This window comes from Dactylosporangium siamense (assembly GCF_016862795.1).
Classification (GTDB): Bacteria; Actinomycetota; Actinomycetes; order Mycobacteriales; family Micromonosporaceae; genus Dactylosporangium; species Dactylosporangium siamense.
Window position 1 is genome coordinate 60847 of sequence record NZ_BONQ01000029.1, and the last position, 19141, is coordinate 79987.

A 19141-nucleotide genomic window follows, 5' to 3' on the forward strand; every position below is an offset into this window, starting at 1 on the left:
GCTGCACCCGCGCCGGAGCCGGACGACGTGTCAGGAGCAGTCGAACCGATAGTCGAACGGGCGATCGGCGCAGGTTGCGCAGACGAACACGTAGATGCCGCCGACGTCGCCGAGCATCAGGCCGGCCGGGTTCTGGATGCGCCGCCAGGGATGGTCGTCCGCGGCGTCGAATCCCCAACCGGCCATCGCCTCGCGGTCCTGCAGCGGGACCCACCGCTTCTCGTCACCGCGGCTGAACTCCCAGCTGGCCACGGTGAGGAGGTGATCCATCCGTGCGCCGCAGCCGCAGACCGGCCAGTCCGGCACCTGGGTCCAGCCGGGATAGCCGCCCACCTTCGTGCCGGATGCGACCGACAGGTCGTCCTCGTACTGCCAACCGGTGTCCCGCTCGACCGCGGCGATGTCGTCCCGGATCTGCGACCAGACCGCCGCGGGCAGGTCGTGCTTCGGGTACTCTGTGACCCGCTCGGGGTGCAGCACGCACGGATCGGGCACGTGCCAGGGGTCGGCCTCCCCGTCCGGCTCGGGCATCGCCTGCCGGCGGTCACCGATCTCCGCGCGGCGGCGCCATCGCAGCTGCGGCCGGGGCGAACTCCACGGCTGGTGATCGAACGGGCACCACAGCACCTGCAGCACGTCCGTGCCGGCGGGGAACGGAAGCTCGGGAACGTCCTCGGCGAGCAGTTGCAGCACCGGGACGAGGGGCACCTCGACCTCCCCCGGCTGCTCGTCGAGGTGGTCGTACGGATCCGGCCCATCGCACATCGGCCACGGCTCCGTCGCCGGCCACAGCAGCGGACCGCCCATCGAGCTCTGCTCGGCGGTGGGCGCGCCACGCCTGGGATGCAGCCGCACGGCCGTCATGGCGAGCGACGCCACCTGCGGGAAGACCTCGGAAACGACGATCGGGCTGGAACCGGTGGTGCGCACGGTGACGCTCACTTCGACGGCGGTGTGGTCAGGCTCTGGAAGCACGGGCGCAGCAGGTCGATGATCTGCTCGGGTGAGGCGTCCGCGAGGTGCGTGAGGCGCAACAGGTACCGCTCGGCGATCACGCCGTGGACGATGGCGCTGAGCAGGCTCGCGCGCAGGTCGGCGTCGGGCGTCGGGATCGCCTCGGTGATCTGGTTGAGCTGGGGCTCCGCGGCGGCCCGGTAGCGGTCGGCGGCGTCGGCGTTGGTGAGCATCGAGCGCAGGACCGCCAGGGAGGCGGCCGGCTCGCTGGTCAGGCGCCGGCCCAGCGACGTGAGCAGCGCCTCGGCGACCTCGCCCGAAGTGCCGCCGGGCAGCTCGTCGGCGGGCACCTCGACGGCCCGGGCGAAGAGCAGGTCCTTGCTGCCGAAGTAGTGCATGACCAGACCGGCGTCGACGCCGGCGGCCGATGCCACAGCCCGGATGGTGGTCCGGTCGTAGCCGAGCTCGGCGAAGATCTGGCGGGCCGCGGCGAGGATCCGCTCCTCGGTCCGGTGGCGTTGCTGCGCTCTGGTCGGGCGGGCGCTCGGTTCGGTCACGGGTTCATTCTACGGCCGTTGACCGACAGCCCTCGCCGTTCTACACTCGTTCAATCAACAAGCGTTGAATGAGAGGAGGCGACGGTGACCGTCACGTCCCGCGAAGTCGCCGAGCAGCTCCTGCGCGCGAGCCGCGAGCAGGACACCGAACGGTTCGTCGACCTGTTGGCGCCGGACTGCTGCATCGAGTGGCCGTTCCGCCCGGCCGGCGTCCCGGGCCGCGTGCAGGGCCGCGACCGGATCCGCGAATTCCTGACCACGCAGGCCAACGGCTTCGTCACGTTCGACGAGTACCGCGGGACGGTGTTCCACGAGACGACCGACCCTGAGGTGGTGATCGTCGAATACGAGGCGCACGGCACCGTGGTCCCCACCGGCGCACCCCTGCACCAGACGATCATCGCCGTGTTGCGGATCAGGGACGGCCTGGTCGTGTCGTACCGCGACTACCTCAACCCGCTGGTCCTGGCCGAAGCCCTGGCGAGCGTCAGCTCCGGTGCGGATCGCCTCCGGTGACCGACCGAAGTCGTGTCTGACCCGTCGCGGCGCGGGCCCGGTTTGGCCCACCGCCACCTGGACGGCTACCGTGCCGTCGATGCGTGACCAGCCGACCGCTCAGCAGCTGCTGACCCTCGCCCGTGCGGGCGACCTCGAGCCGATCCTGCACCTGTGCGACCTCGACGGCCACGGCGACCTCCTCGCCTACAAGTGGCTCACCGTCGCCGCCGACTTCGGTCACGACGACGCCGACGACCTGATCGACGACGTCCTGCAGGTGACGTCGCTGCGCTACGACGACGACAGTTCCCTGACCGGCGAGGTCCACTTCGAGCTCGGCGTGGCGTACCTGACCGGCGGCGACGGCCTCCCCGTGGACCCCGAACTGGCCCGGCGGCACCTCACCGCCGCGGCGGACGCCCGCTACCCGGCCGGCATCCAGGGCGGCGACGAACTGGTCGAGGCCGCCCGGGCCGCGCTGACCGGCGGGGACCGGCCGCTCTTCGACGCGATCTACCCGCCCGCGACGTGACCGGCGACGCCCGCCGGCGCGGTGGACCGGTCGCTCTTCGACGCGATCTACCCGGCCGCGACGTGACCGGCAACGCCCGCCGGCGCGGTTGACTCGACCTGCTGCAACGTCGTCGGGTCGATGCTCCACGCCGCCGCGACCCGCATGACGGTGTCCTCGTCGATGTCCCAGTCGTCCTCGGTCATCGCCGGGACACCGAGGTCGGTCTCCACGGCGGTGGGCTGCCCCTGCTGCTCAAGCGTGCCGTCGCAGCGCAGGTGACGGACGAGCCGGCCACCGGTGGCCAAGGCCCACTCGTGATACTCCGACCCCCGGTGGGTGCCGAAGAACTGGACCTCGGTGCCGAGGCGGGCGCTGAGGTCCGCCACGGCGAGCCCGTCGAACGACAGCACGGCGCCGACGACGAAGACCCATCCCGCGGTCGGCGGCGAGACGAACACCTGCTCGTCGTAGGCCGCCTGCACACCGTCATACCAGTCGACCGGCTGGGCGCCGAGCAGCCCGACGGCGGCGGCGACCTCGTCGAGCCGGCCGTCGCGGACCGCCAGCCAGCAGCACTTGTATCCGAAGGCCGCGGCCGGGGTCGTCGGTGCCGGCGGCAGGTCCCGGAGCAGCCGCGCCGCCTCGACGCATGCCTCGGCGAGCCGGTCGACCCGGCCGAGCCACGGCGGACCCCAGACATCCTCGCCGTCCGTCGTGTGGGCGCCGGTCACCCGGATCGTGCCGTCGGACAACTCCTCCAGCGACACCGACGCCCTGCCGATCGAGCCCGGCTTGACCGACACCGCCGCCAGCGCCGCCTCATACGCCGGGGCCTCGGTGTGGTCGCGGTCGCTATCGGTGAGCCCCGCGCGGACCGCATCGGGCAGGGCCGGCCCGCCGGCGGTGAGGTCGAGGACCCGGGCGGGCCCGACGGACCATCCGCCGATGCTCGGCATGACCACCAGCTGCCGCGCCGCCGTGGTCAGCAGCACGACCTGGCGCAGGGTGGGCCACCGCGGCTGCATCAGCGCCAGCTCGCGGCGCACCTCGGCACCCAGCGCGGCGAGGTCCCCGGGCACCGCCCGCGCCGGGGCGTCCCGGTCCTCCGGTTTCGCATCGACCTGCCACCTGCGGTCGACCTGATATGCGCGGACCCGTTTCTCCGGGCGATACCGGCGGGTCGCGACGCCGGCCACCTCCTCGCAGAACACGTCCCACGGGGTCCGCTCGACCGGGGGTGACCACGGGTAGCGGCGTTCGGTGCGCAGGTGCTCGTGGTGGCGGATGAGCAGGCCCAGGTCCGCGTCGCCGACGGTGTCGGCGACGCGGACGCCGGACGATCCCCAGGTGCCCGTCACATACGTCCGGCCCTGGAACACGTGGATCTCGGCCCAGCTCACGGGATCAGCTCGATCCGCGCAGGGTGAGGGTGGTCGGCAGGCGGCCCGGCGGGGGCAGCGCCGGGTCGAGCAGCCGGCGGATCGCCGACTCCGCCTCCTCCTCCACGGGCATGTAGACCGACGACAGGTCCGCGGCCTCGGCCAGGGCGCTGCCGTCGAAGCTGACGACGGCGACGTCGTGACCGACCCGCCGGCCCGCCTCGCGCAGCGCCTGCAGGACCCCCATCGCGGACACGTCGCAGGCGGCGAACACCGCGTCGAGCTCCGGGTCCCGGGCCAGCAGCTCCTTCGCGGCCGCATACGCCCGCGCGCGGGTGAAGTCGCCGTCGATCGACGCGACGGGCTGGGCCGCGCCGGCCATCACCCGCAGGAAGCCGGCCTTGCGCTCCAGCGCGCACGGGGTCGGCGGGCCGAACACGGCGCCGATGCGGCGGCGGCCGGTGCTGACGAGATGGTCGGCGGCCTGGTGCCCGCCGCCGTCGTTGTCGGGGGCGACGAACGGGATGCCGGGCGCCGTCTCACCGAGCGCGATCGTGCGGTTGCGGCGCAGCCGGGCCGCCGCCGCGGCGGGCATGTTGATGAGGACCTGCCCGAACGGCGGGTCCACATCTCCCGCCGGCGGGGTCGCGACCCGCCTGACCTGCAGCGCCACGTCCTGGCCGGCGAGGGCGCGCAGCGCGCCGGTCAGCACCCGGCCGTAATACGGCTTGACGCTCAGCGCGTCGGGATCGGGGTCGACGATGAGGACCTCGATGCGCTCCACCGGACCCGCCGTCATCCGGCCGGTCGCCAGCGCCCGCGCCGCCGCGTGCGGCTGGAAGCCGAGCTCCTCGGCGGCGTCACGGACCCGCCGGCGGACCGCCTCCGTCGTGCCGGGCAGGCCGTTCATCGCCCGCGACGCGGTGGCCCGGGACACGCCGGCCACGCGCGCCACGTCGGCGAGTTTGGGACGCTGGTTCTCCACGCGGCTAACTTAGCCGCTACCACCGACAAAAAACCGCGCCGAGTTTCGTCGCGACGGCGCACGGGCATCCCGGCACCATGACTCCAGCGATGTGGATCGGTGTCGCCATCGCCCTGCTGGCCGGCATCATCGGGGTGCCGCTGGCCCTCGGCGTGTTCCGGAAGCGATGACCGCCAGCAGCCCGTCCAGCGGTCCCGGCAGGGCGTCCCGGGCGGCGGCGGCCTCGACCAGCAGGCTCGCGTAGCGCAGCTTGCGCCGTGAGCCGGCGCCCAGGAACCGCCGCAGCTGCGCCGGCGCGGGCCGGTCCCGCCACGCCGGCTGCCGCTGCATGGACCGCAGCGACCCGAGGTCGCCCTGGGCGTCGAAGAGCGCCTCGACGCCCGCGACACCGACCGCCCGGATCAGCTCGTCCTCCAGATCGTCGACGCAGACGCACACGCCGAGCGGCGTCGACGAGGCGGTGGCCAGTCCGCGCCGGAACAGGCCCTCCTCCCGCAGGTCGCACAGTCCGGCGAGGCGCACCGGACCCAGCGTGGGCACGAGGCGGCCGATCGCGTGCGCGCCGCCGATCGGCACGACCACGACCCGCTCCGCGTCGAGGTCCCGGCCGCGGGCGGCGGCGGCCGTCTCCACCGCGATCTGGTCGCTGATGCCTTCCACCAGCACCAGCGTCGCGGCGCCGCCGGCCTTGGCGAGGGCGCGGGCGGTGGCCCGCGGCGGCGCGTCGGGTCCGTGCGGGTAGCCCGCGAGCTCGGCCACGTGCCTCAGCCTCCGGTGGCCATGATGACCAGGCCGAGACACATCTCGTCGCTGGTGCCGTCGCCCCACACCACATACCGCGGCGCCGTCCCGCGCAGCTGCGGCAGCACGGCCCGCAGCGCGGCGTCGTGGGTGCAGGTGACCCGCAGCGTGTCGCCGGGCCTCAGCGCGACGGGCTCGGCGAGGGGCCGGATCGCCTGGTCGTCGAAGTTGTACGCCGGGACGTCCAGCAGCGTCCGCGCACCGGGCCGGCCGGGGTTGAGCTCGATCCTGACGGCGCGGCCCAGCAGGTGCATGTGCCCGGCCACGGCGTACACCGTGCCCGGCCGCGAAACGGGTCGGTCGCAGTGTTGCGTCGGCCCCGCGACGGGCGGTTTGCCCTGGTAGCACAGCCGCACGAGCTGTTCCTCCCGGCCGCCGACCTCCTCCCCGAACCGCGCGGTCACGTCGGCGATCGCGGCGGACCGCTCGCACAGCGGGCCGGACTCGCCCGCCGTGCACGGCAGCTCGATCGGTGCGAGCAGCAGCGAGGTCTGCAGCGGCGTCATCGCCTCGGTGGTGTCGTTCAGCCGCAACCGGATGCTCGACTGATCGGCCCCCTTGGTGGCCAGCAGGTTGTAGTGGATCTGCATCACCAGCAGGCTGCCGGGCGGCATCGGGTAGCCGAGGTTCGGCGCGAGCAGGGTCTCGTTCGAGCCCGGCGCCCAGGACGCGACCCAGGTGTCACCGGCGACACCCGAGTCGCCGAAGCACGTCCAGCCGTCGCCGGGCGTGCCGGCGTCGAGCTTGCGGGCCGCCGCGGCGGAGCCCGGCCCGATCCGGAAGAAGATCGCGTGGTGCACGATGTCGGCGTTCTGCGGCCGGAACTGGCTGCCGGTCAGGTACGCCTCGCTGGTCAGCTCCGGGTCGATCAGGAAGCAGCGGTACTCGTCCGTGCCGCCGTTCGGCGCCTTCGGCGTGTACCGCGCGGGCATGGACAGGTCCTGGAACCGCTCACCCGCCCGCAGCGGCGCGGCCGGCTGGGCCGAGACGTGCCCGGCGTGCGCACCGGCCGGCGGCGTGGCGACCGGTTGCGGGTCACCGGTGCCCTTCGCGCACGACGCGACCAGGACGACCGCCGCGAGCGCGGCGACGAATCCTCGCATGGCACCCCCCGGTATCCGACCGGACATCGACGACGTTACCTCCCATCGAGGGGTTTCCGGCCCCACGCCGAGATCATCGGTGAGGTGGCGAGGTCGAGCCGCCCCGCCGTGACGTTGTCCAGGTGCTCGTCGATCTCGCCGTCCGTGGCCAGACCGGCGGCGACGAGGCGGTCGCGGATCTGCCGCACCGTGGCCGCCTCCAGCGCCGCGCAGGCTCCCCCGGTGATCGGGAAGTAGGCGTCGGCCCCGACGTCGGTCAGGCCGGCGGCGCGCAGCAGTCGGGGCAGGGTCCGCCCGTAGGACAGGTCGACGCCGCGCCCGGCCATCAGGGTGCGGAAGCCGTGCTTGAGCCGGTTCGCCAGCCGCTGCTCCGGGCCCGACTCGTCGGGGCTGACGAGCGGCTGCAGCGCCGGGTCGGCCTCCTCCAGCAGCAGCCACCCGCCGGGGCGCAGCGCTGCGACCATCGCGGTGAGGGCCGCGGCCCGCTGCGGGACGTGCACGAGGACCAGCCTCGCGTGGACGAGGTCGAACCCGTCGCCGGGCGGCGGTTCGGCGCCGACGTCGTGGCGCAGGATGCGGTACCCGGTGCCGGCCGCCGTCCAGGTGACGTCGATGTCGGTGGCCAGGACGTGTCCCGACGGTCCGACCCGCCCGGCGAGCCAGGCCGGCACGCTCGCGCCACCCGCGCCGACCTCCCAGCACCGCCAGCCCTCGGCGATGCCGAGCGCGTCGATGTGCCGGAACGTGGACGGGTCGAACAGCGCCGCCAGGGCGTCGAAGCGGGCGCCGGCCTCCGCCTGCTGGTTGTCGAGGAGGTACCCACGCTCGTCGCCGCCGTCCATTGGCACCAGCGTAGAAGCTACGTCGCCTTACCGCGGGCCGGACATGCCCGTGAGGATGAGGTCGATGCCGGCCAGGAACTGTTCGCGGTCGTCGTGGTCGCGCAGCTGGTCCGCGACGCCGCGGGTGAACGGGTACTCCTCCGCGTCGAGCCCCGACCACACCGCCGCCGCGGCCTCCAGGACGGCGGTGCGGTCCGTGCCCGGCTCCTGCGAGCGGGCCAGCGCCGCGTTCTGCTGGGCGACCCCGAGGATGTAGTGCAGCACCGCGGACGCGGCCGTGAACTGCCCGGCGGCGGGCACGCCGAGCGCCTGCACCTGCCGCCCGACGCGTTCGAAGATCCGCAGCAGCGCCGGCTGCGCGGGCGTGCGGGACAGCTGCGTGCCCGCCCACGGGTGCACGTCGATCGCGTCGAACACGCCGAGCGCGACCGCCCGGATGGCGTCCCGCGGCGTCTCGCCGGCGACGCCGGGCACCGTCGCGGGGATGAGCACGGCGTCGGTGGCGGCGATGAGCAGCTCGCTCTTGTTCGCCACGTGCCAGTAGATCGCACCGGGCCCGGTCCTCAGGCGCGCGGCGAGCGCACGGAACGTCAGCCCGCTCTCACCGGCGTCGTCGAGCAGCTCAACGGCGGCGGCGACGATCCGCTCCCGGGAGAGGGCGTCCTCGCGCCGCTCCGGACTCCGCGTCCTGACTGCCATGCACCGCATCCTGCCACAACCTGGAACACCGTTCCACAGACCGTCAAGCGTGCCTGGCGAGCCGCCACGCACACAGCAGGACCGCGAGGGGCAGCGGGATCGCCGGCCACCACGGCCAGCCCTGTTCGACGAACACGGCCACCCCGGCCAGCACGAACGCCAGGGCGGACCCGGCCACGCCGGCGAGCAGCAACGGGCCGCCGCAGATCGATGGATTCGCGACGGTACCCAATGACGGCAACGACTATCGTGGAGATCATGAGCAACGGACTGGCTGACGACTTCCTGCTGCTGGCGCTCGACGACCGCGGCACGAACCTGGTCGGCGACCCCGGCCTCGACTACGGCCTCGCCGGCGCCGTGTTGCTGGACCTGATGCTGGCCGGGCGGCTCGGCCTCACCGACGGGCGGGTCGTGGTGACCGACCCGGCGCCGGTCGACGACCCGGTCGCGGACGCGGCGCTGACCCGCGTCGTCAAGGAGGCCACGCCACGCAAGCCCGACGCGTGGATCCAGCCGCTCACCGACGGGCTGCGGGCCAGGGTGCTCGAGCGGCAGGTCGAGGCCGGGGTGCTGCGCGTCGAGCGGGACAAGGTGCTGTGGGTCTTCCCGCGCACCAGGTACGCGTCGGCGACCGGCGACGAACCCGTCACGGAGACCGCGGTGCGGCGGGAGCTGGCGGAGGCGGTCGACGGCACCGGTGCGGTGCCGGCCCGGACCGCGGCGCTGCTGGGGCTGGTGCAGGCGGTCGGCCTGGCCGGCCAGGTGTTCCCCGACCACGACAAACGGCACCTGCGGGCGCGGCTGGACGAGATCGCCGAAGGGAACTGGGCGGCCGAGGCGGTGCGCCAGGCGATCGCCCAGATCCAGGCGGTCATCGCGTCGATGGCGGCGATGACCGCGGCCACGATGGTCATCACCACCGCCACCGGCTGACGCGTCAGCCGGTGGTGTTGCGGATCATCCGCCGCAGCACCTGCAGCGCCGTGACGTAGTCGGCGTCGTCGATGCCGTCGTGGATCAGGGCGCGGATGGCCGGTGCGTGCCGTTTGAGGCCGGCGCGGGCCTCGTCGCCCGCCTCGGTGATCCACAGCCGGTCGTCGCCGTCGCGGGTGAGCCAGCCGCGCTCCACCAGGACCGCGGACTCGGCCTCCAGGTCGTCCTCGGACCTGAGGTAGGTGCGCATCGCCTCGCGGAGCTGGGGGACGGTCATGCCGTGGCCGTCGGTGGACAGGTCGTGTTTCGACAGGTTGCGCAGCAGCCAGTACTGCGGCTGCGTGAACCCGAGCTCGGCCTGCCGCGCGCGGGTGAAGGCGATGAGCGACTCGTAGGCCACGCCGGTCCAGAAGGCGGCGGGCTGGTCCACGAGGTCGGCGTCGGTCAGGTACTCCACGGTCATGTGCGCTCCCCTGTGCTGGTGCGACCACCGTAGAACCTCAAGTTTGGTTGAGGTCAACCGCGCCTGGCACGATGCGGCGACGTGCTACCCGGGGGAGACTGCATGTCCGACGCTGCCACAACCCAGTTCGTGCTGGTCCGCTCGCGGCGGCGGGCAGGTCTCCCGCTCGCCGTGACGGTGCTGTTCCGCGGGCTCGTCGTCGCGTACGCGGTGCTGCTGGGCGCCGAAGGCCCCTACCTGCTCCTCGTGATCGGGATCTTCGGGCTGGCCGGCGTCATCGGCCTGGTCGCGTTCATCGCGACGCTCAACTCGCCGCCGGCCACGCTGAGCGCCGACGGGCTCCGGGTGCGCGCGGAGGCCATCTCACCGGGCCTGACGGACATCGCCTGGTCCGACGTCCGCGAGGCGTGGTTCGCGTACTACGGCAGCCAGCGCAGCCTCGGCGTGCTCGCCGGAACGCGGGAGCGGGCGTACGTGACGCCGATCCCCGACGGCACGATCGACCCGGCGGAGGTCGCCGCGGCCGTGCACGAGCTCAGCGGCGGCCTGGTCACCGTCGCCGACACTCCCCCGGCCCGCCCGCAGACCGGCTCGGCGATGTTCCGGCGCGGCGGCTACGGCCGGGAACGCAAGACGTCGCTGCTGATCGCCGTCCTGCCCTGGGTGGCGATCCTCGCGCTGCTGCCGTGGCTGCTGGACACGCCCCAGCCATGGGACCAGTCCTGGTGGCCCGGTTACCACCAGTAGTTGTCCTGCGGCGTGTACGGGGCCTCGAGCGCGGCGATCTCGCTGCCGGTGAGCTCAAGGGCGAGCGCCGCCACGGCGTCGCGCAGGTGGTGCGGTTTGGTGGCGCCGACGATCGGGCCGGAGACGACCGGTTTGGTCAGCAGCCAGGCCAGGGCGACCTGCGCCATCGGCACCCCGCGGGCCTCGGCGACCCGCTGGACCGCGTCGACGACCGGCCGGTCGACGTCGCGGTCGAACGCCCGGGCCACCGCGTCGGACGAGGACCGTGCGGTCTGCTCGCCCCACGGCCGCGCGGCCCGCCCCTTCGCCAGCGGCGAGTAGGGAGTGAGGCCGACGCCCTGGTCGAGGCACATCGGGATCATCTCCCGCTCCTCCTCGCGCTTGAGGACGTTGTACTGGTCCTGCATGGCCGAGAACGGTGTCCACCCGCCGAGGGCCGCGACGTGCTGGAGCTTGGCGAACTGCCACGCCCACATGGACGAGGCACCCAGATAGCGGACCTTGCCCGCCTGCACCAACGTGTGCAGGGCGGCCATGGTCTCCTCCGCCGGCGTGTCGGGGTCGAAGCGGTGGATGTAGTAGACGTCGATGTAGTCGGTGCCGAGCCGGCGCAGCGACGCGTCGGCCTGCTCCAGGATCGCCTTGCGGGACAGGCCGCTGCCGCCCGGCCCGTCGTGCATCCTCCCGCTGACCTTGGTCGCCAGCACGATGTCCTCGCGCCGGGAGAACCGGGTGATCGCGCGGCCGACGAACTCCTCCGACGTGCCGCCCTGATACACGTTGGCGGTGTCCCAGAACGTCACGCCGAGCTCGACCGCCTGCCGGAAGAACGGCGCCGCGGCGTCCTCGTCCAGGGTCCACTGGTGCATGCCGGCGGCTGCGGTGCCGTAGCTCATGCATCCCAGCCCGATCCGGCTCACCCGCAGACCCGCCCGGCCCAGCCGTGTGTATTCCACCGTCATGCCCCTCCGCGACCAGACAGAACCCGGCACAGGATGTCGGGTGGCGCAGGTCCGCGCCCGCTTAGCGTGGTGATCGCAAACAGGAAGGATACCGAGGATGCTGGACCGGCTGAACGCGGCGATGGAACACATCGAGCGGCATCTCGACGGGGAGATCGACCTCGCCGACCTCACGAAGATCGTGGTGACGTCGGAGTACCACCTGCGGCGGCTGTTCGCGTCCCTCGCGGGGATGCCGCTGTCGGAGTACGTCCGGCGGCGCCGGATGACCGTCGCCGGTGCGGAGGTCCTCGCCGGCCGGGAGACGCTGCTCGACATCGCGGTCCGGTACGGGTACAGCTCCGGCGAGGCGTTCGCCCGCGCGTTCCGCGCCGTGCACGGCGTCGGGCCCGGCGAGGCGCGCCGGGCCGGCGCGGCCCTGCACTCGCAGCCCCGGATGTCCTTCCGTCTCGTCGTCGAAGGGAGCAGCAGCATGCGATACCAGATCGTGCACCGGGACGAGTTCCGGGTCGTGGGCAGGAAGGCCCGCGTCCCGCTCGTCCACGAAGGCATGAACCCGGCGATCGCCGCGTTCATCCGCGGGATCGGGCGGGAGGAACTGCAACGGATCGAGGCCCTGTCCGACGCCGAACCCGGCGGCATCATCAGCGCGAGCGTCAACATCGCCGAAGGCCGGGCCGAGGGCACGGAACTGGACTACCACCACGGGGTGGCCACGACCGGCGCCGCGCCCGCCGACCTGGACAGCCTCGACGTCGACAAGGGGACGTGGGCGGTGTTCGACAGCTACGGCCCGTTCCCGCAGGCGCTGCAGCACCTGTGGCGGGACGTGTTCACGGAGTGGTTCCCGTCCAACCCGTACCAGAGCCGGCCGGGGCCCGAGATCCTGCGGGTGCGGCTGAACGGCGGCGCCACCGAGGCCGAGGCACAGCTGTGGATCCCGGTGGAGCCCGCCGCCCAGGTGCGGTGAACGACGGGCCGGCGCGAACCGCGCCGGCCCGTCGGCATCGGGTCTCCTTGCGTCCCGGTCGGTGATCCGCCGGCAGCCACCACCCTCGTCGAGCTCGAGGCCGAGATCCCGCACAACGGGCGACAGCACCGCTGGTCCTGCCCGACGGGCACCGGCCGGGCACCTGGGCACGCCGGACGGCATGCCGGGACAACCGCATGTGGATACAGTTCGACGATGCCCGAACCTGGTACGTCGCCGAAATCTGACCTGGAAGCACGGCAGCAGGTCATCGACGGGTTGGCCGCCCGGATCCTCGCGTTGCGACTGGGGCACCCGGCCCGGGTGGGGATCGACGGTCACTCCGCGGCCGGCAAGACGACCCTGGCCGACGAGCTGGCCGCCGCGCTGCGGGCGAAGACGGCGCGGCCGGTGCTCCGGGTCATGATCGACCACTTCAAACGGCACGTCGACCTGCGCACGCGGTATCCGTCCGGTTCGCCGGAGAGCTACTACCACGAGATGTTCGACGTCGACGCGATCCGCGATGCGCTGCTGGTGCCGCTCGGGCCCGGCGGCGACCGCCGGTATCGCACCCAGATCATGGACTTCAGCGGCCGCGCGTCGATCGACTCAGGGGTCGTGGTGGCCGCGGACGACGCGATCCTGGTCGCGGACGGTGGTTTCCTGCAGAAGCCGGCCCTGGCACCGCACTGGGACCTGTGCGTGTACCTGCACATCGAGGTGGCGGAGGTGCTGACCCGCGGCACGGCCCGCGACCAGGAGTGGATGGACTCGGCGGAGGCCGCCGCCGAGCGGTATCGCACCTACTACATTCCCGGCGAGGAGCTGTACCTGGCCGAGATCCGGCCCGCCGAACGGGCGGACATCGTCATCGACAACCGGGATTTCGACGCACCCCGCGTCATACGTGACGCTTCCGATCGAGCCGCGCCCTGAGGTCCGCTTAAGGAAGCCGGCCGGGACCGTTCGAGCGGTTTCGGACCCGCCGTCCCGTTCCGGCGGGGCTCCCCACTCCCGGATGCCCGCCGACCGGGTCGTGGCGGTGCCGCTGTCGGCAACCGGGCCGGCCGAACGGCTGATGCGGGTCGCCGGGAGCGGGCCCGCGCTTGCGGAAGACTTAAGTTGACCTGCGGCGGGACGCCTCATAGCTTTCGAGACGCAGCGGACGGGCCCGGCACCGGGCACCGTCCGCCGTCCATGTCCGGCACCGGCGAGAGGCGACAATGGGCGATCATCGCTTCCGGGCACGGCGGCACTGGCCCGTGTGGTTCGCCGCCGCCGCGATCCTCGCCGGCCTGTGCGGCATCGCCGTCAACCCGTTGATCGGCGGCCACGGCCCGGTCGGCGGCAACCGGGCGGTGCAACCGCCGTTCGTGCCGGCGCCGCTGAGTTCGCAGAGCCCAACGGCACCGCCCAGCCCGGCGCCGTCCAGCCCGGCGCCGTCCACGCCGGCGCGGACCGGGAACCTGCTCGCCAGTCCGGGCGGCGACGACGTGCCGGGCGGCGTCGGCGACGCCACCAAAGGCATCGCCGGGTGGACGGTCCTGGAGGGCGCCCCGGCCGTCATCCGCTACGGCAGCGACGGCTTCCCCGGCACCGCGAGCCCGGGCCCGGCCGACCGCGGCCAGAACTTCTTCGGTGGCGGCACCGTCGCGCTCAGCCGCCTCGGCCAGACGGTGCAGCTGCCGGACCATGCCGGTGACGCCCGGTTCAACCTCGCCGGCCTCCTCGGCGGCTATGCCGAGCAGGGCGACAGCACCACCTGCACCGTGACGTTCGTCGACGCGAGCGGCAAGGCGCTGTCCAGCGTGACGCTCGGCCCGGTCACCGCCGCCGACCGGGGGCAGCGCACCGGCCTGTTCAAACGGGCCACGACCGGCACGGTGCCGGCCGGGGCCCGCACCGCGGAGGTCGAGCTGTCGTTCGTGCGGGCCGCGGGCACCGACAACGACGGCTACGCCGACTCGCTGTATCTCGACGTGACACCGCTGTCAGACGGGTCATAGCCCTTCCCCGGCGTGGGTTGAACGCGGCGATCCGGTCGCGTGCAGGCAACAGGCGACGAAGTCCTGGACGACCGGGTCGCGGTCGGCGGCCGGTGGCCAGGCGACGCCGACCCGGCTGGGGCTGACGCCGCGGACCGGCCGGTACGTGACACCGGGGCGGGCGTAGAACCGGGCCGCCGACGCGGGTGCGAGGGCGACACCGTCGCCGTTGGCGATCGCCTGCAGCCAGTCGTCGGGCTGGTCGGTGACCGCGCCGATGCGCGGCGGACGGCCGTCGCGTTCGCCGGCGGCGAGCCAGTAGTCCCGCCACGGCCCGGTCCCGGCGGGCGCGGCGACGAACGGCTCGCCCCACAGGTCCTCGAACGGGATCTCGTCGTGGACCGCCAGCGGGTGCGCGGCGGGCAGGGCGACCCAGCGTGGTTCGGTGATGAGCACCCGCACCCGGAATCCACTGGAACCGGGGAACGGCAGGCGCAGCAGGGCGGCGTCGACGTCGCCGTCGGCGAGTCCGGCGGTCGGGTCGGACCAGGACGCCTGCCGCATGGTGACGTGCCAGTCCGGCCGGATCCGGGTGAACCGCGCGACGATCTCCTGGGTCGCCTCATTGGCGGCGTTGGCGAGGAACCCGACGCGCAGGACGTGGTCCACGCGCCGGGCCGTGGCCTTCGTCTCCCGCAGCGCGTTGTCGCAGGCGGCGAGCGCGGCCGGCGCCCGCGCGGCGAGGGCCCGGCCGGCGTCGGTGAGCGCCATCCCGTCGTGCGACCGGGTGAACAGGCGCACGCCGAGCTGGGTCTCCAGCTGTTTGATCTGCTTGCTGAGGGCCGGTTGGGACACGAACAGCCGCTCGGCGGCGCGGGTCAGGTTCGCCTCGTCGGCGACCGCGAGGAAGTACCGCAGCAGCCGGGTGTCGACGTCCATGCCGTCAGGTTATCGATGCGGGTATTGGACCGTCGCGGTGCGGCCGGTCGAGGGTGGGGGCATGGTCATCATGTACGTCGTGACGGCGGCGCTCACCCTCGCCGCAGCCGCCGCCGACCTCGTCCGTCCACAGTGGATTCTGGCGAACATGTCGCGGTACGGGGTGCCGCACGCGTGGTTGCCCCTGCTCGGGGCGGTGAAGGCGGCCGGCGGCCTGGGGCTCCTGCTCGGGCTGGTCGCGCCGGTGATCGGCGTGGCCGCCGCGGTGGGGCTGGTCCTGTACTTCATCGGCGCGGTCGGCACCGTCGTGCGGGCGCGCTGCTGGTCACACCTGCCGGCGCCGGGCCTGCTCCTGGCACTGTCCGCCGGCTGCTGCTTAGTGTCGTAGGACCATGGCGACGAGCGCGTCCACGTCGGCGTCCACCATCGGCTCGCCGGTCATGCCCATCCGGTGCAGCAGGGTGCCGACCACGACGTCGATGAGGAACAGGACCCGCTGCTCCGGCTCGCCGAGGGTGTCCTGCAGGGCGAGGCGGTACGGATCCTGCAGCTGCGTGGAGAGGACCTGGCGCAGGGCCGGGTCGTTGACGGCGTCGGTGAACACGCCCGCGAAGGCCGCGCCGATGCCGGGTTCGCCGATCTTCGCCGCGATCCAGCGGATGGCGGCCGACAGGATCTCCTCCCGGTCCGCGCCGTCCAGCGGCACGGGTCCGAACGCGTCGACCAGGCACGCGGTGATGAGCGCGCCCTTGGTCGGCCAGCGGCGGTACACCGTCGTCTTGGCGATGCCGGCCGCGGCGGCGATGCGGTCGACGGTGGCGTGCGCGTAGCCGACCTCGTGGACCGTGCGCAGCGTCGCGGCGAAGACGGCCGCGTCGACACCGGCTCGGGGACGGCCGGGGGTGCGGGCCGGGGTCGCTGGTCGGGGCATGGACACAGCATACCGAGTTATGCTACTTCTAGTATCGATACTTCAGGTAGCGTAATTTGATCGACAGGAGAAGCCATGACCGCTCCCCTTGGCATCCGGCTGCTGCAGACCCTGCGCAAGGAGCCCGACTGGTCGACCATGCCGGACGACGAGCTGGCGGCGTTCCGCGAGGCCGAGAACCGCCGGCGCGCCTCCACCCTGATCCGGGTCGTCACCGGCTTCCCGTCCCGCGGCGTCACCATCGGCTGGGAGCCCTTCCCGCTGCCCGATCGTTCGCTGCAGGTCCGGGTGTACCGCCCGGCGCAGACCCACGCCCGCCTCCCGCTCGTGGTGCACGTCCATGGCGGCGGGTTCGTCGGCACCGCCGTGCAGAGCGACTGGGTCAACAGCCACCTCGCCGCGCAGCTGCCCGCCGTGGTCGTGTCGGTCGAGCACCGGCTGCTCGCCCCGGGGGTGCCGCTGTCGGCGGCCGTCGACGACGGCTGGGACGTCCTGCGCCACGTCGTGGCGAACCCCGCGCGGTGGGGCATCGACCCGGCGCGGGTCGCGGTCTTCGGGGAGAGCGCCGGATCGGTGGTCGCCGCCCTGTCGGCGATCCGGGCCCGCGACTCGGATCTTGCCCTGCGGGCGCAGGTGCTCGTCAACCCGTGCGTCGACCTGACCACCACCGCGTTCGACTACGCCTCGATGCGCGAGCACGCCGACAGCCCGACCCTCACCGTGCCGCAGCTGCACCTGTTCCGCCGGCTGGCCGTGCCGTCGGGCACCGACGCCCGCGCGGTCTCACCCCTGCACGCCGACAGCCTGAGCGACCTGCCCCCGGCGCTGGTGGTGGTGCCGACCCTCGACCCGGTCGCCGACCACGGCCGCGCCTACGCCCGACGCCTCCGCGACGCCGGCACGACCGTGCAGCTCACCGAACACCCGGGCGCGACCCACGCGTTCCTCAGCATGCCCGGCGTGGTCCCGCACGCCAAGGCCGCCCGCGCCGAGATCACCGGCTTCCTCCACGGCCGCCTCACCGCCTGACGACGCCGCGGCCGGTGCGATCTCACGAACGGCGCCACGACAGCGCGCCGCCGGGCGTCACGCGGACGTCAGGTCGCGGAACCGGTCCGCGGCGGCCGCGGTCACCGCGCGGCCATGGCCGAACACGGCCACCTCGAACCGCAGCTCCGCCAGCCGCGCGACGCTCGCGTCGGCCGCGGCGGCGTCGGCCGTCATCAGCCGCGGCGTGCGGCGGACCTTCGTGCCGCCACCGCCCGCCGCGTCACCGGCGAACAGCACGCCACCGCCGCGGTCCAGCAGAAACGACACGTGCCCCGCGGTGTGCCCGGGTGTGTGCACGGCGGTGAACCCCGGCACCGAGAACGGCCCGTCGGCAGCCAGCACCTCGTCGACCGGTGCGGGCTCGGGCACGCCGGTCACCAGCTTCGTCACCCGCTGGAGCGGGGTCAGCGGCATCGGCGCCGCGCCGGTGATGATCGGCGCGTCGAGGGTGTGCGCCACGGTGCGGGCGCCCGACACCCGGCGGATGTGGGCGGCGCCGCCGGTGTGGTCGGCGTGCCAGTGGGTGAGCAGGACGGCCCGCACGTCCCCGACCGTGCGCCGGGCCTCGTGCAACGCCTGCTCGACCTTGGCCGAGCGGCGCGGCAGCCCGGTGTCGACCAGCACCACCCCGTCGTCGACCACGACGAGATGCGCGTGCACGAACGCGATGTCGATCTCGAACACGCCATCGACCACCTGCCGCATGGCGCCCATCGTAGTCCGTGAAAAGGTGCTCACGGTTGCGCCGGCGGGGCCGGGGCCAGACCCGTACAGCGGCGCAGATCGGTGAAGCGTTTGAGCAGGGCCGTGGCGGCGGCGCCGGTGACCGGCTTGGGCTGGCCGGTGCCGGACACCACCGCGGGGACGAGGTCGGCGCCGACGACGGAGCGGCCGCGGACCCGGACCTTCAGCACGCCGGTGTCGGCCGAGCCGACGTACCAGACGAAGTTGCCCAGACCGTAGGCGACGTACGTGCGGCCGAGCCAGCCGTCGCCCTGCAGGACGTGCGCGTGCGCGCCGATGATCATGTCGGCGCCGGCGGCGGCGAGGGCGGCGGCGAAGGACTTCTGGTTGGCGTTCGGGCAGGAGTCGGTCTCGGTGCCCCAGTGGTTGAACACGACCACCAGGTCGGCGCGGTCGCGGGCGGCCCTGACCGCGGCGACGGCGCGCGGCACGTCCCAGGCGAGGGCGATCCCCGAGGTGGTCGGGCCGGCCTTCCAGCTCTCGGCGAGGGTGTGGATCTGGCTGAAACCGACGATCGCCACCCGCACGCCGCGCGCGGTCAGGATCAGCGGGGCGTACGCCTCGTCGATCGTGCGGCCGCCGCCGAAGACCGGCACCCCCGCGGCGGCCGCGCCGTCCAGGGTGTCGGCGAACCCGACCCGGCCGTAGTCGAGCGCGTGGTTGTTCGCGACCGACACGGCGTCGACGCCGGCGGCCCTGACCGCCTCGTACGCCGACGGGGGCGCCCGGAAGTGGAACTCCTTCGGCTCGGGCGTGCCGCGGGTGGTGACCGCGGTCTCCAGGTTGACGACGGCGAGATCGGCGGCCGACAGCTCACCGGCAAGCGGCCCGAACGCGGTCGCCGGGTTCTTCAGCAGCGCCGCGGTCCGCTCGGTGAAGTGCACGTCACCCCCGAACGCCAGCGTCAACTCAACCGCCGCCGCCGGTGAGGGTGTGGATGACGGCGACGCGGTCGGCACGGCGCCGGGAACACCGGACGGCGACGGCCGCGCCGCCGGAGGGCCCGCGTCGCAGCCGGAGAGCAGCACGGCCGCCGCCGTCGCAAGGACCCATCGCGCCTTCACAGCGCATAGGGTACG

At 73.5% G+C, this 19141-nt stretch carries 24 protein-coding genes; 9 read left to right on the plus strand and 15 right to left on the minus strand.

Going from position 1 to position 19141, the window contains the following annotated elements; translation table 11 throughout:
• Nucleotides 1-30: 30 nt before the first annotated feature.
• Nucleotides 31-942: a hypothetical protein gene (locus Dsi01nite_RS09820; protein WP_203845756.1), complete on the minus strand. Its 912-nt coding sequence runs from the start codon at nt 940-942 to the stop codon at nt 31-33.
• The gene (locus Dsi01nite_RS09825; RefSeq protein WP_203845757.1) at nt 939-1511 is read right to left on the minus strand and encodes a TetR/AcrR family transcriptional regulator; all 573 of its coding nucleotides are present in this window, start codon (nt 1509-1511) and stop codon (nt 939-941) included. The genes Dsi01nite_RS09820 and Dsi01nite_RS09825 overlap by 4 nt, the downstream gene beginning before the upstream one ends.
• Before the next feature lie 84 nt (nt 1512-1595).
• Between Dsi01nite_RS09825 and Dsi01nite_RS09830 the strand changes: the two genes are divergently transcribed.
• Together Dsi01nite_RS09830 and Dsi01nite_RS09835 are read left to right on the plus strand one after the other, a co-directional pair.
• Nucleotides 1596-2027, plus strand: a complete 432-nt coding sequence (locus Dsi01nite_RS09830; RefSeq protein ID WP_203845758.1) for a nuclear transport factor 2 family protein — start codon at nt 1596-1598, stop codon at nt 2025-2027.
• Between the two features lie 79 nt (nt 2028-2106).
• Nucleotides 2107-2541: a hypothetical protein gene (locus Dsi01nite_RS09835; protein ID WP_203845759.1), complete on the plus strand. Its 435-nt coding sequence runs from the start codon at nt 2107-2109 to the stop codon at nt 2539-2541.
• A 47-nt stretch (nt 2542-2588) separates the two neighbouring features.
• On the opposite strand, the gene Dsi01nite_RS09840 is transcribed toward Dsi01nite_RS09835, so the two are convergent.
• The 7 genes from Dsi01nite_RS09840 to Dsi01nite_RS09870 form a co-directional block, all read right to left on the minus strand.
• Nucleotides 2589-3923, minus strand: a complete 1335-nt coding sequence (locus Dsi01nite_RS09840; RefSeq protein WP_203845760.1) for a hypothetical protein — start codon at nt 3921-3923, stop codon at nt 2589-2591.
• A gap of 4 nt (nt 3924-3927) precedes the next feature.
• Complete coding sequence (locus Dsi01nite_RS09845) at nt 3928-4887, minus strand: LacI family DNA-binding transcriptional regulator (protein ID WP_203845761.1); 960 nt, start codon at nt 4885-4887, stop codon at nt 3928-3930.
• A 126-nt stretch (nt 4888-5013) separates the two neighbouring features.
• Entirely contained in the window at nt 5014-5646 is a 633-nt protein-coding gene (locus Dsi01nite_RS09850; protein WP_239135800.1) for a TOPRIM nucleotidyl transferase/hydrolase domain-containing protein, read from the minus strand.
• A gap of 5 nt (nt 5647-5651) precedes the next feature.
• Complete coding sequence (locus Dsi01nite_RS09855) at nt 5652-6791, minus strand: monooxygenase (protein WP_203845762.1); 1140 nt, start codon at nt 6789-6791, stop codon at nt 5652-5654.
• A gap of 35 nt (nt 6792-6826) precedes the next feature.
• Nucleotides 6827-7633 (minus strand): methyltransferase domain-containing protein, encoded by an 807-nt coding sequence (locus tag Dsi01nite_RS09860; RefSeq protein ID WP_203845763.1) that lies wholly within the window; start codon nt 7631-7633, stop codon nt 6827-6829.
• 27 nt (nt 7634-7660) lie between these two features.
• A complete protein-coding gene (locus tag Dsi01nite_RS09865; protein WP_203845764.1) occupies nt 7661-8332 on the minus strand; it encodes a TetR family transcriptional regulator in 672 nt (223 codons plus the stop codon).
• A 43-nt stretch (nt 8333-8375) separates the two neighbouring features.
• Entirely contained in the window at nt 8376-8573 is a 198-nt protein-coding gene (locus Dsi01nite_RS09870; protein ID WP_203845765.1) for a hypothetical protein, read from the minus strand.
• Between the two features lie 17 nt (nt 8574-8590).
• Here Dsi01nite_RS09870 and Dsi01nite_RS09875 point away from each other — a divergent pair, with 17 nt between their 5' ends.
• The gene (locus Dsi01nite_RS09875) at nt 8591-9268 is read left to right on the plus strand and encodes a GOLPH3/VPS74 family protein (protein ID WP_203845766.1); all 678 of its coding nucleotides are present in this window, start codon (nt 8591-8593) and stop codon (nt 9266-9268) included.
• A 4-nt stretch (nt 9269-9272) separates the two neighbouring features.
• Here the strand turns inward: Dsi01nite_RS09875 and Dsi01nite_RS09880 are convergent, their stop codons facing one another.
• Nucleotides 9273-9731: a winged helix DNA-binding protein gene (locus Dsi01nite_RS09880; protein ID WP_203845767.1), complete on the minus strand. Its 459-nt coding sequence runs from the start codon at nt 9729-9731 to the stop codon at nt 9273-9275.
• Nucleotides 9732-9833: 102 nt separating this feature from the next.
• Between Dsi01nite_RS09880 and Dsi01nite_RS09885 the strand changes: the two genes are divergently transcribed.
• Nucleotides 9834-10478: a hypothetical protein gene (locus Dsi01nite_RS09885; protein ID WP_203845768.1), complete on the plus strand. Its 645-nt coding sequence runs from the start codon at nt 9834-9836 to the stop codon at nt 10476-10478.
• Here Dsi01nite_RS09885 and Dsi01nite_RS09890 read toward each other — a convergent pair.
• A complete protein-coding gene (locus Dsi01nite_RS09890; protein WP_203845769.1) occupies nt 10466-11434 on the minus strand; it encodes an aldo/keto reductase in 969 nt (322 codons plus the stop codon). The genes Dsi01nite_RS09885 and Dsi01nite_RS09890 overlap by 13 nt on opposite strands.
• Before the next feature lie 103 nt (nt 11435-11537).
• Here Dsi01nite_RS09890 and Dsi01nite_RS09895 point away from each other — a divergent pair, with 103 nt between their 5' ends.
• The 3 genes from Dsi01nite_RS09895 to Dsi01nite_RS09905 all read left to right on the plus strand — a co-directional run bounded on the left by Dsi01nite_RS09895 (nt 11538) and on the right by Dsi01nite_RS09905 (nt 14419).
• Complete coding sequence (locus Dsi01nite_RS09895; protein WP_203845770.1) at nt 11538-12410, plus strand: AraC family transcriptional regulator; 873 nt, start codon at nt 11538-11540, stop codon at nt 12408-12410.
• Nucleotides 12411-12626: 216 nt separating this feature from the next.
• Nucleotides 12627-13349, plus strand: a complete 723-nt coding sequence (locus Dsi01nite_RS09900) for a nucleoside/nucleotide kinase family protein (protein ID WP_203845771.1) — start codon at nt 12627-12629, stop codon at nt 13347-13349.
• Between the two features lie 287 nt (nt 13350-13636).
• A complete protein-coding gene (locus Dsi01nite_RS09905; protein WP_203845772.1) occupies nt 13637-14419 on the plus strand; it encodes a hypothetical protein in 783 nt (260 codons plus the stop codon).
• On the opposite strand, the gene Dsi01nite_RS09910 is transcribed toward Dsi01nite_RS09905, so the two are convergent.
• Nucleotides 14414-15337 (minus strand): LysR family transcriptional regulator, encoded by a 924-nt coding sequence (locus tag Dsi01nite_RS09910; RefSeq protein ID WP_203845773.1) that lies wholly within the window; start codon nt 15335-15337, stop codon nt 14414-14416. The two genes, Dsi01nite_RS09905 and Dsi01nite_RS09910, sit on opposite strands and share 6 nt — an antisense overlap.
• 61 nt (nt 15338-15398) lie before the next feature.
• On the opposite strand from Dsi01nite_RS09910, the gene Dsi01nite_RS09915 reads away from it, so the two are divergent.
• Nucleotides 15399-15725, plus strand: a complete 327-nt coding sequence (locus Dsi01nite_RS09915) for a DoxX family protein (protein ID WP_203845774.1) — start codon at nt 15399-15401, stop codon at nt 15723-15725.
• Here the strand turns inward: Dsi01nite_RS09915 and Dsi01nite_RS09920 are convergent.
• Nucleotides 15714-16268, minus strand: a complete 555-nt coding sequence (locus Dsi01nite_RS09920) for a TetR/AcrR family transcriptional regulator (protein ID WP_203845775.1) — start codon at nt 16266-16268, stop codon at nt 15714-15716. The two genes, Dsi01nite_RS09915 and Dsi01nite_RS09920, sit on opposite strands and share 12 nt — an antisense overlap.
• 75 nt (nt 16269-16343) lie before the next feature.
• On the opposite strand from Dsi01nite_RS09920, the gene Dsi01nite_RS09925 reads away from it, so the two are divergent.
• Entirely contained in the window at nt 16344-17297 is a 954-nt protein-coding gene (locus tag Dsi01nite_RS09925) for an alpha/beta hydrolase (RefSeq protein ID WP_239135801.1), read from the plus strand.
• A 57-nt stretch (nt 17298-17354) separates the two neighbouring features.
• Here Dsi01nite_RS09925 and Dsi01nite_RS09930 read toward each other — a convergent pair whose 3' ends face one another.
• Complete coding sequence (locus tag Dsi01nite_RS09930; RefSeq protein WP_203845776.1) at nt 17355-18023, minus strand: MBL fold metallo-hydrolase; 669 nt, start codon at nt 18021-18023, stop codon at nt 17355-17357.
• A gap of 29 nt (nt 18024-18052) precedes the next feature.
• Nucleotides 18053-19126, minus strand: a complete 1074-nt coding sequence (locus tag Dsi01nite_RS09935) for a CapA family protein (RefSeq protein WP_239135802.1) — start codon at nt 19124-19126, stop codon at nt 18053-18055.
• Nucleotides 19127-19141: the final 15 nt, after the last annotated feature.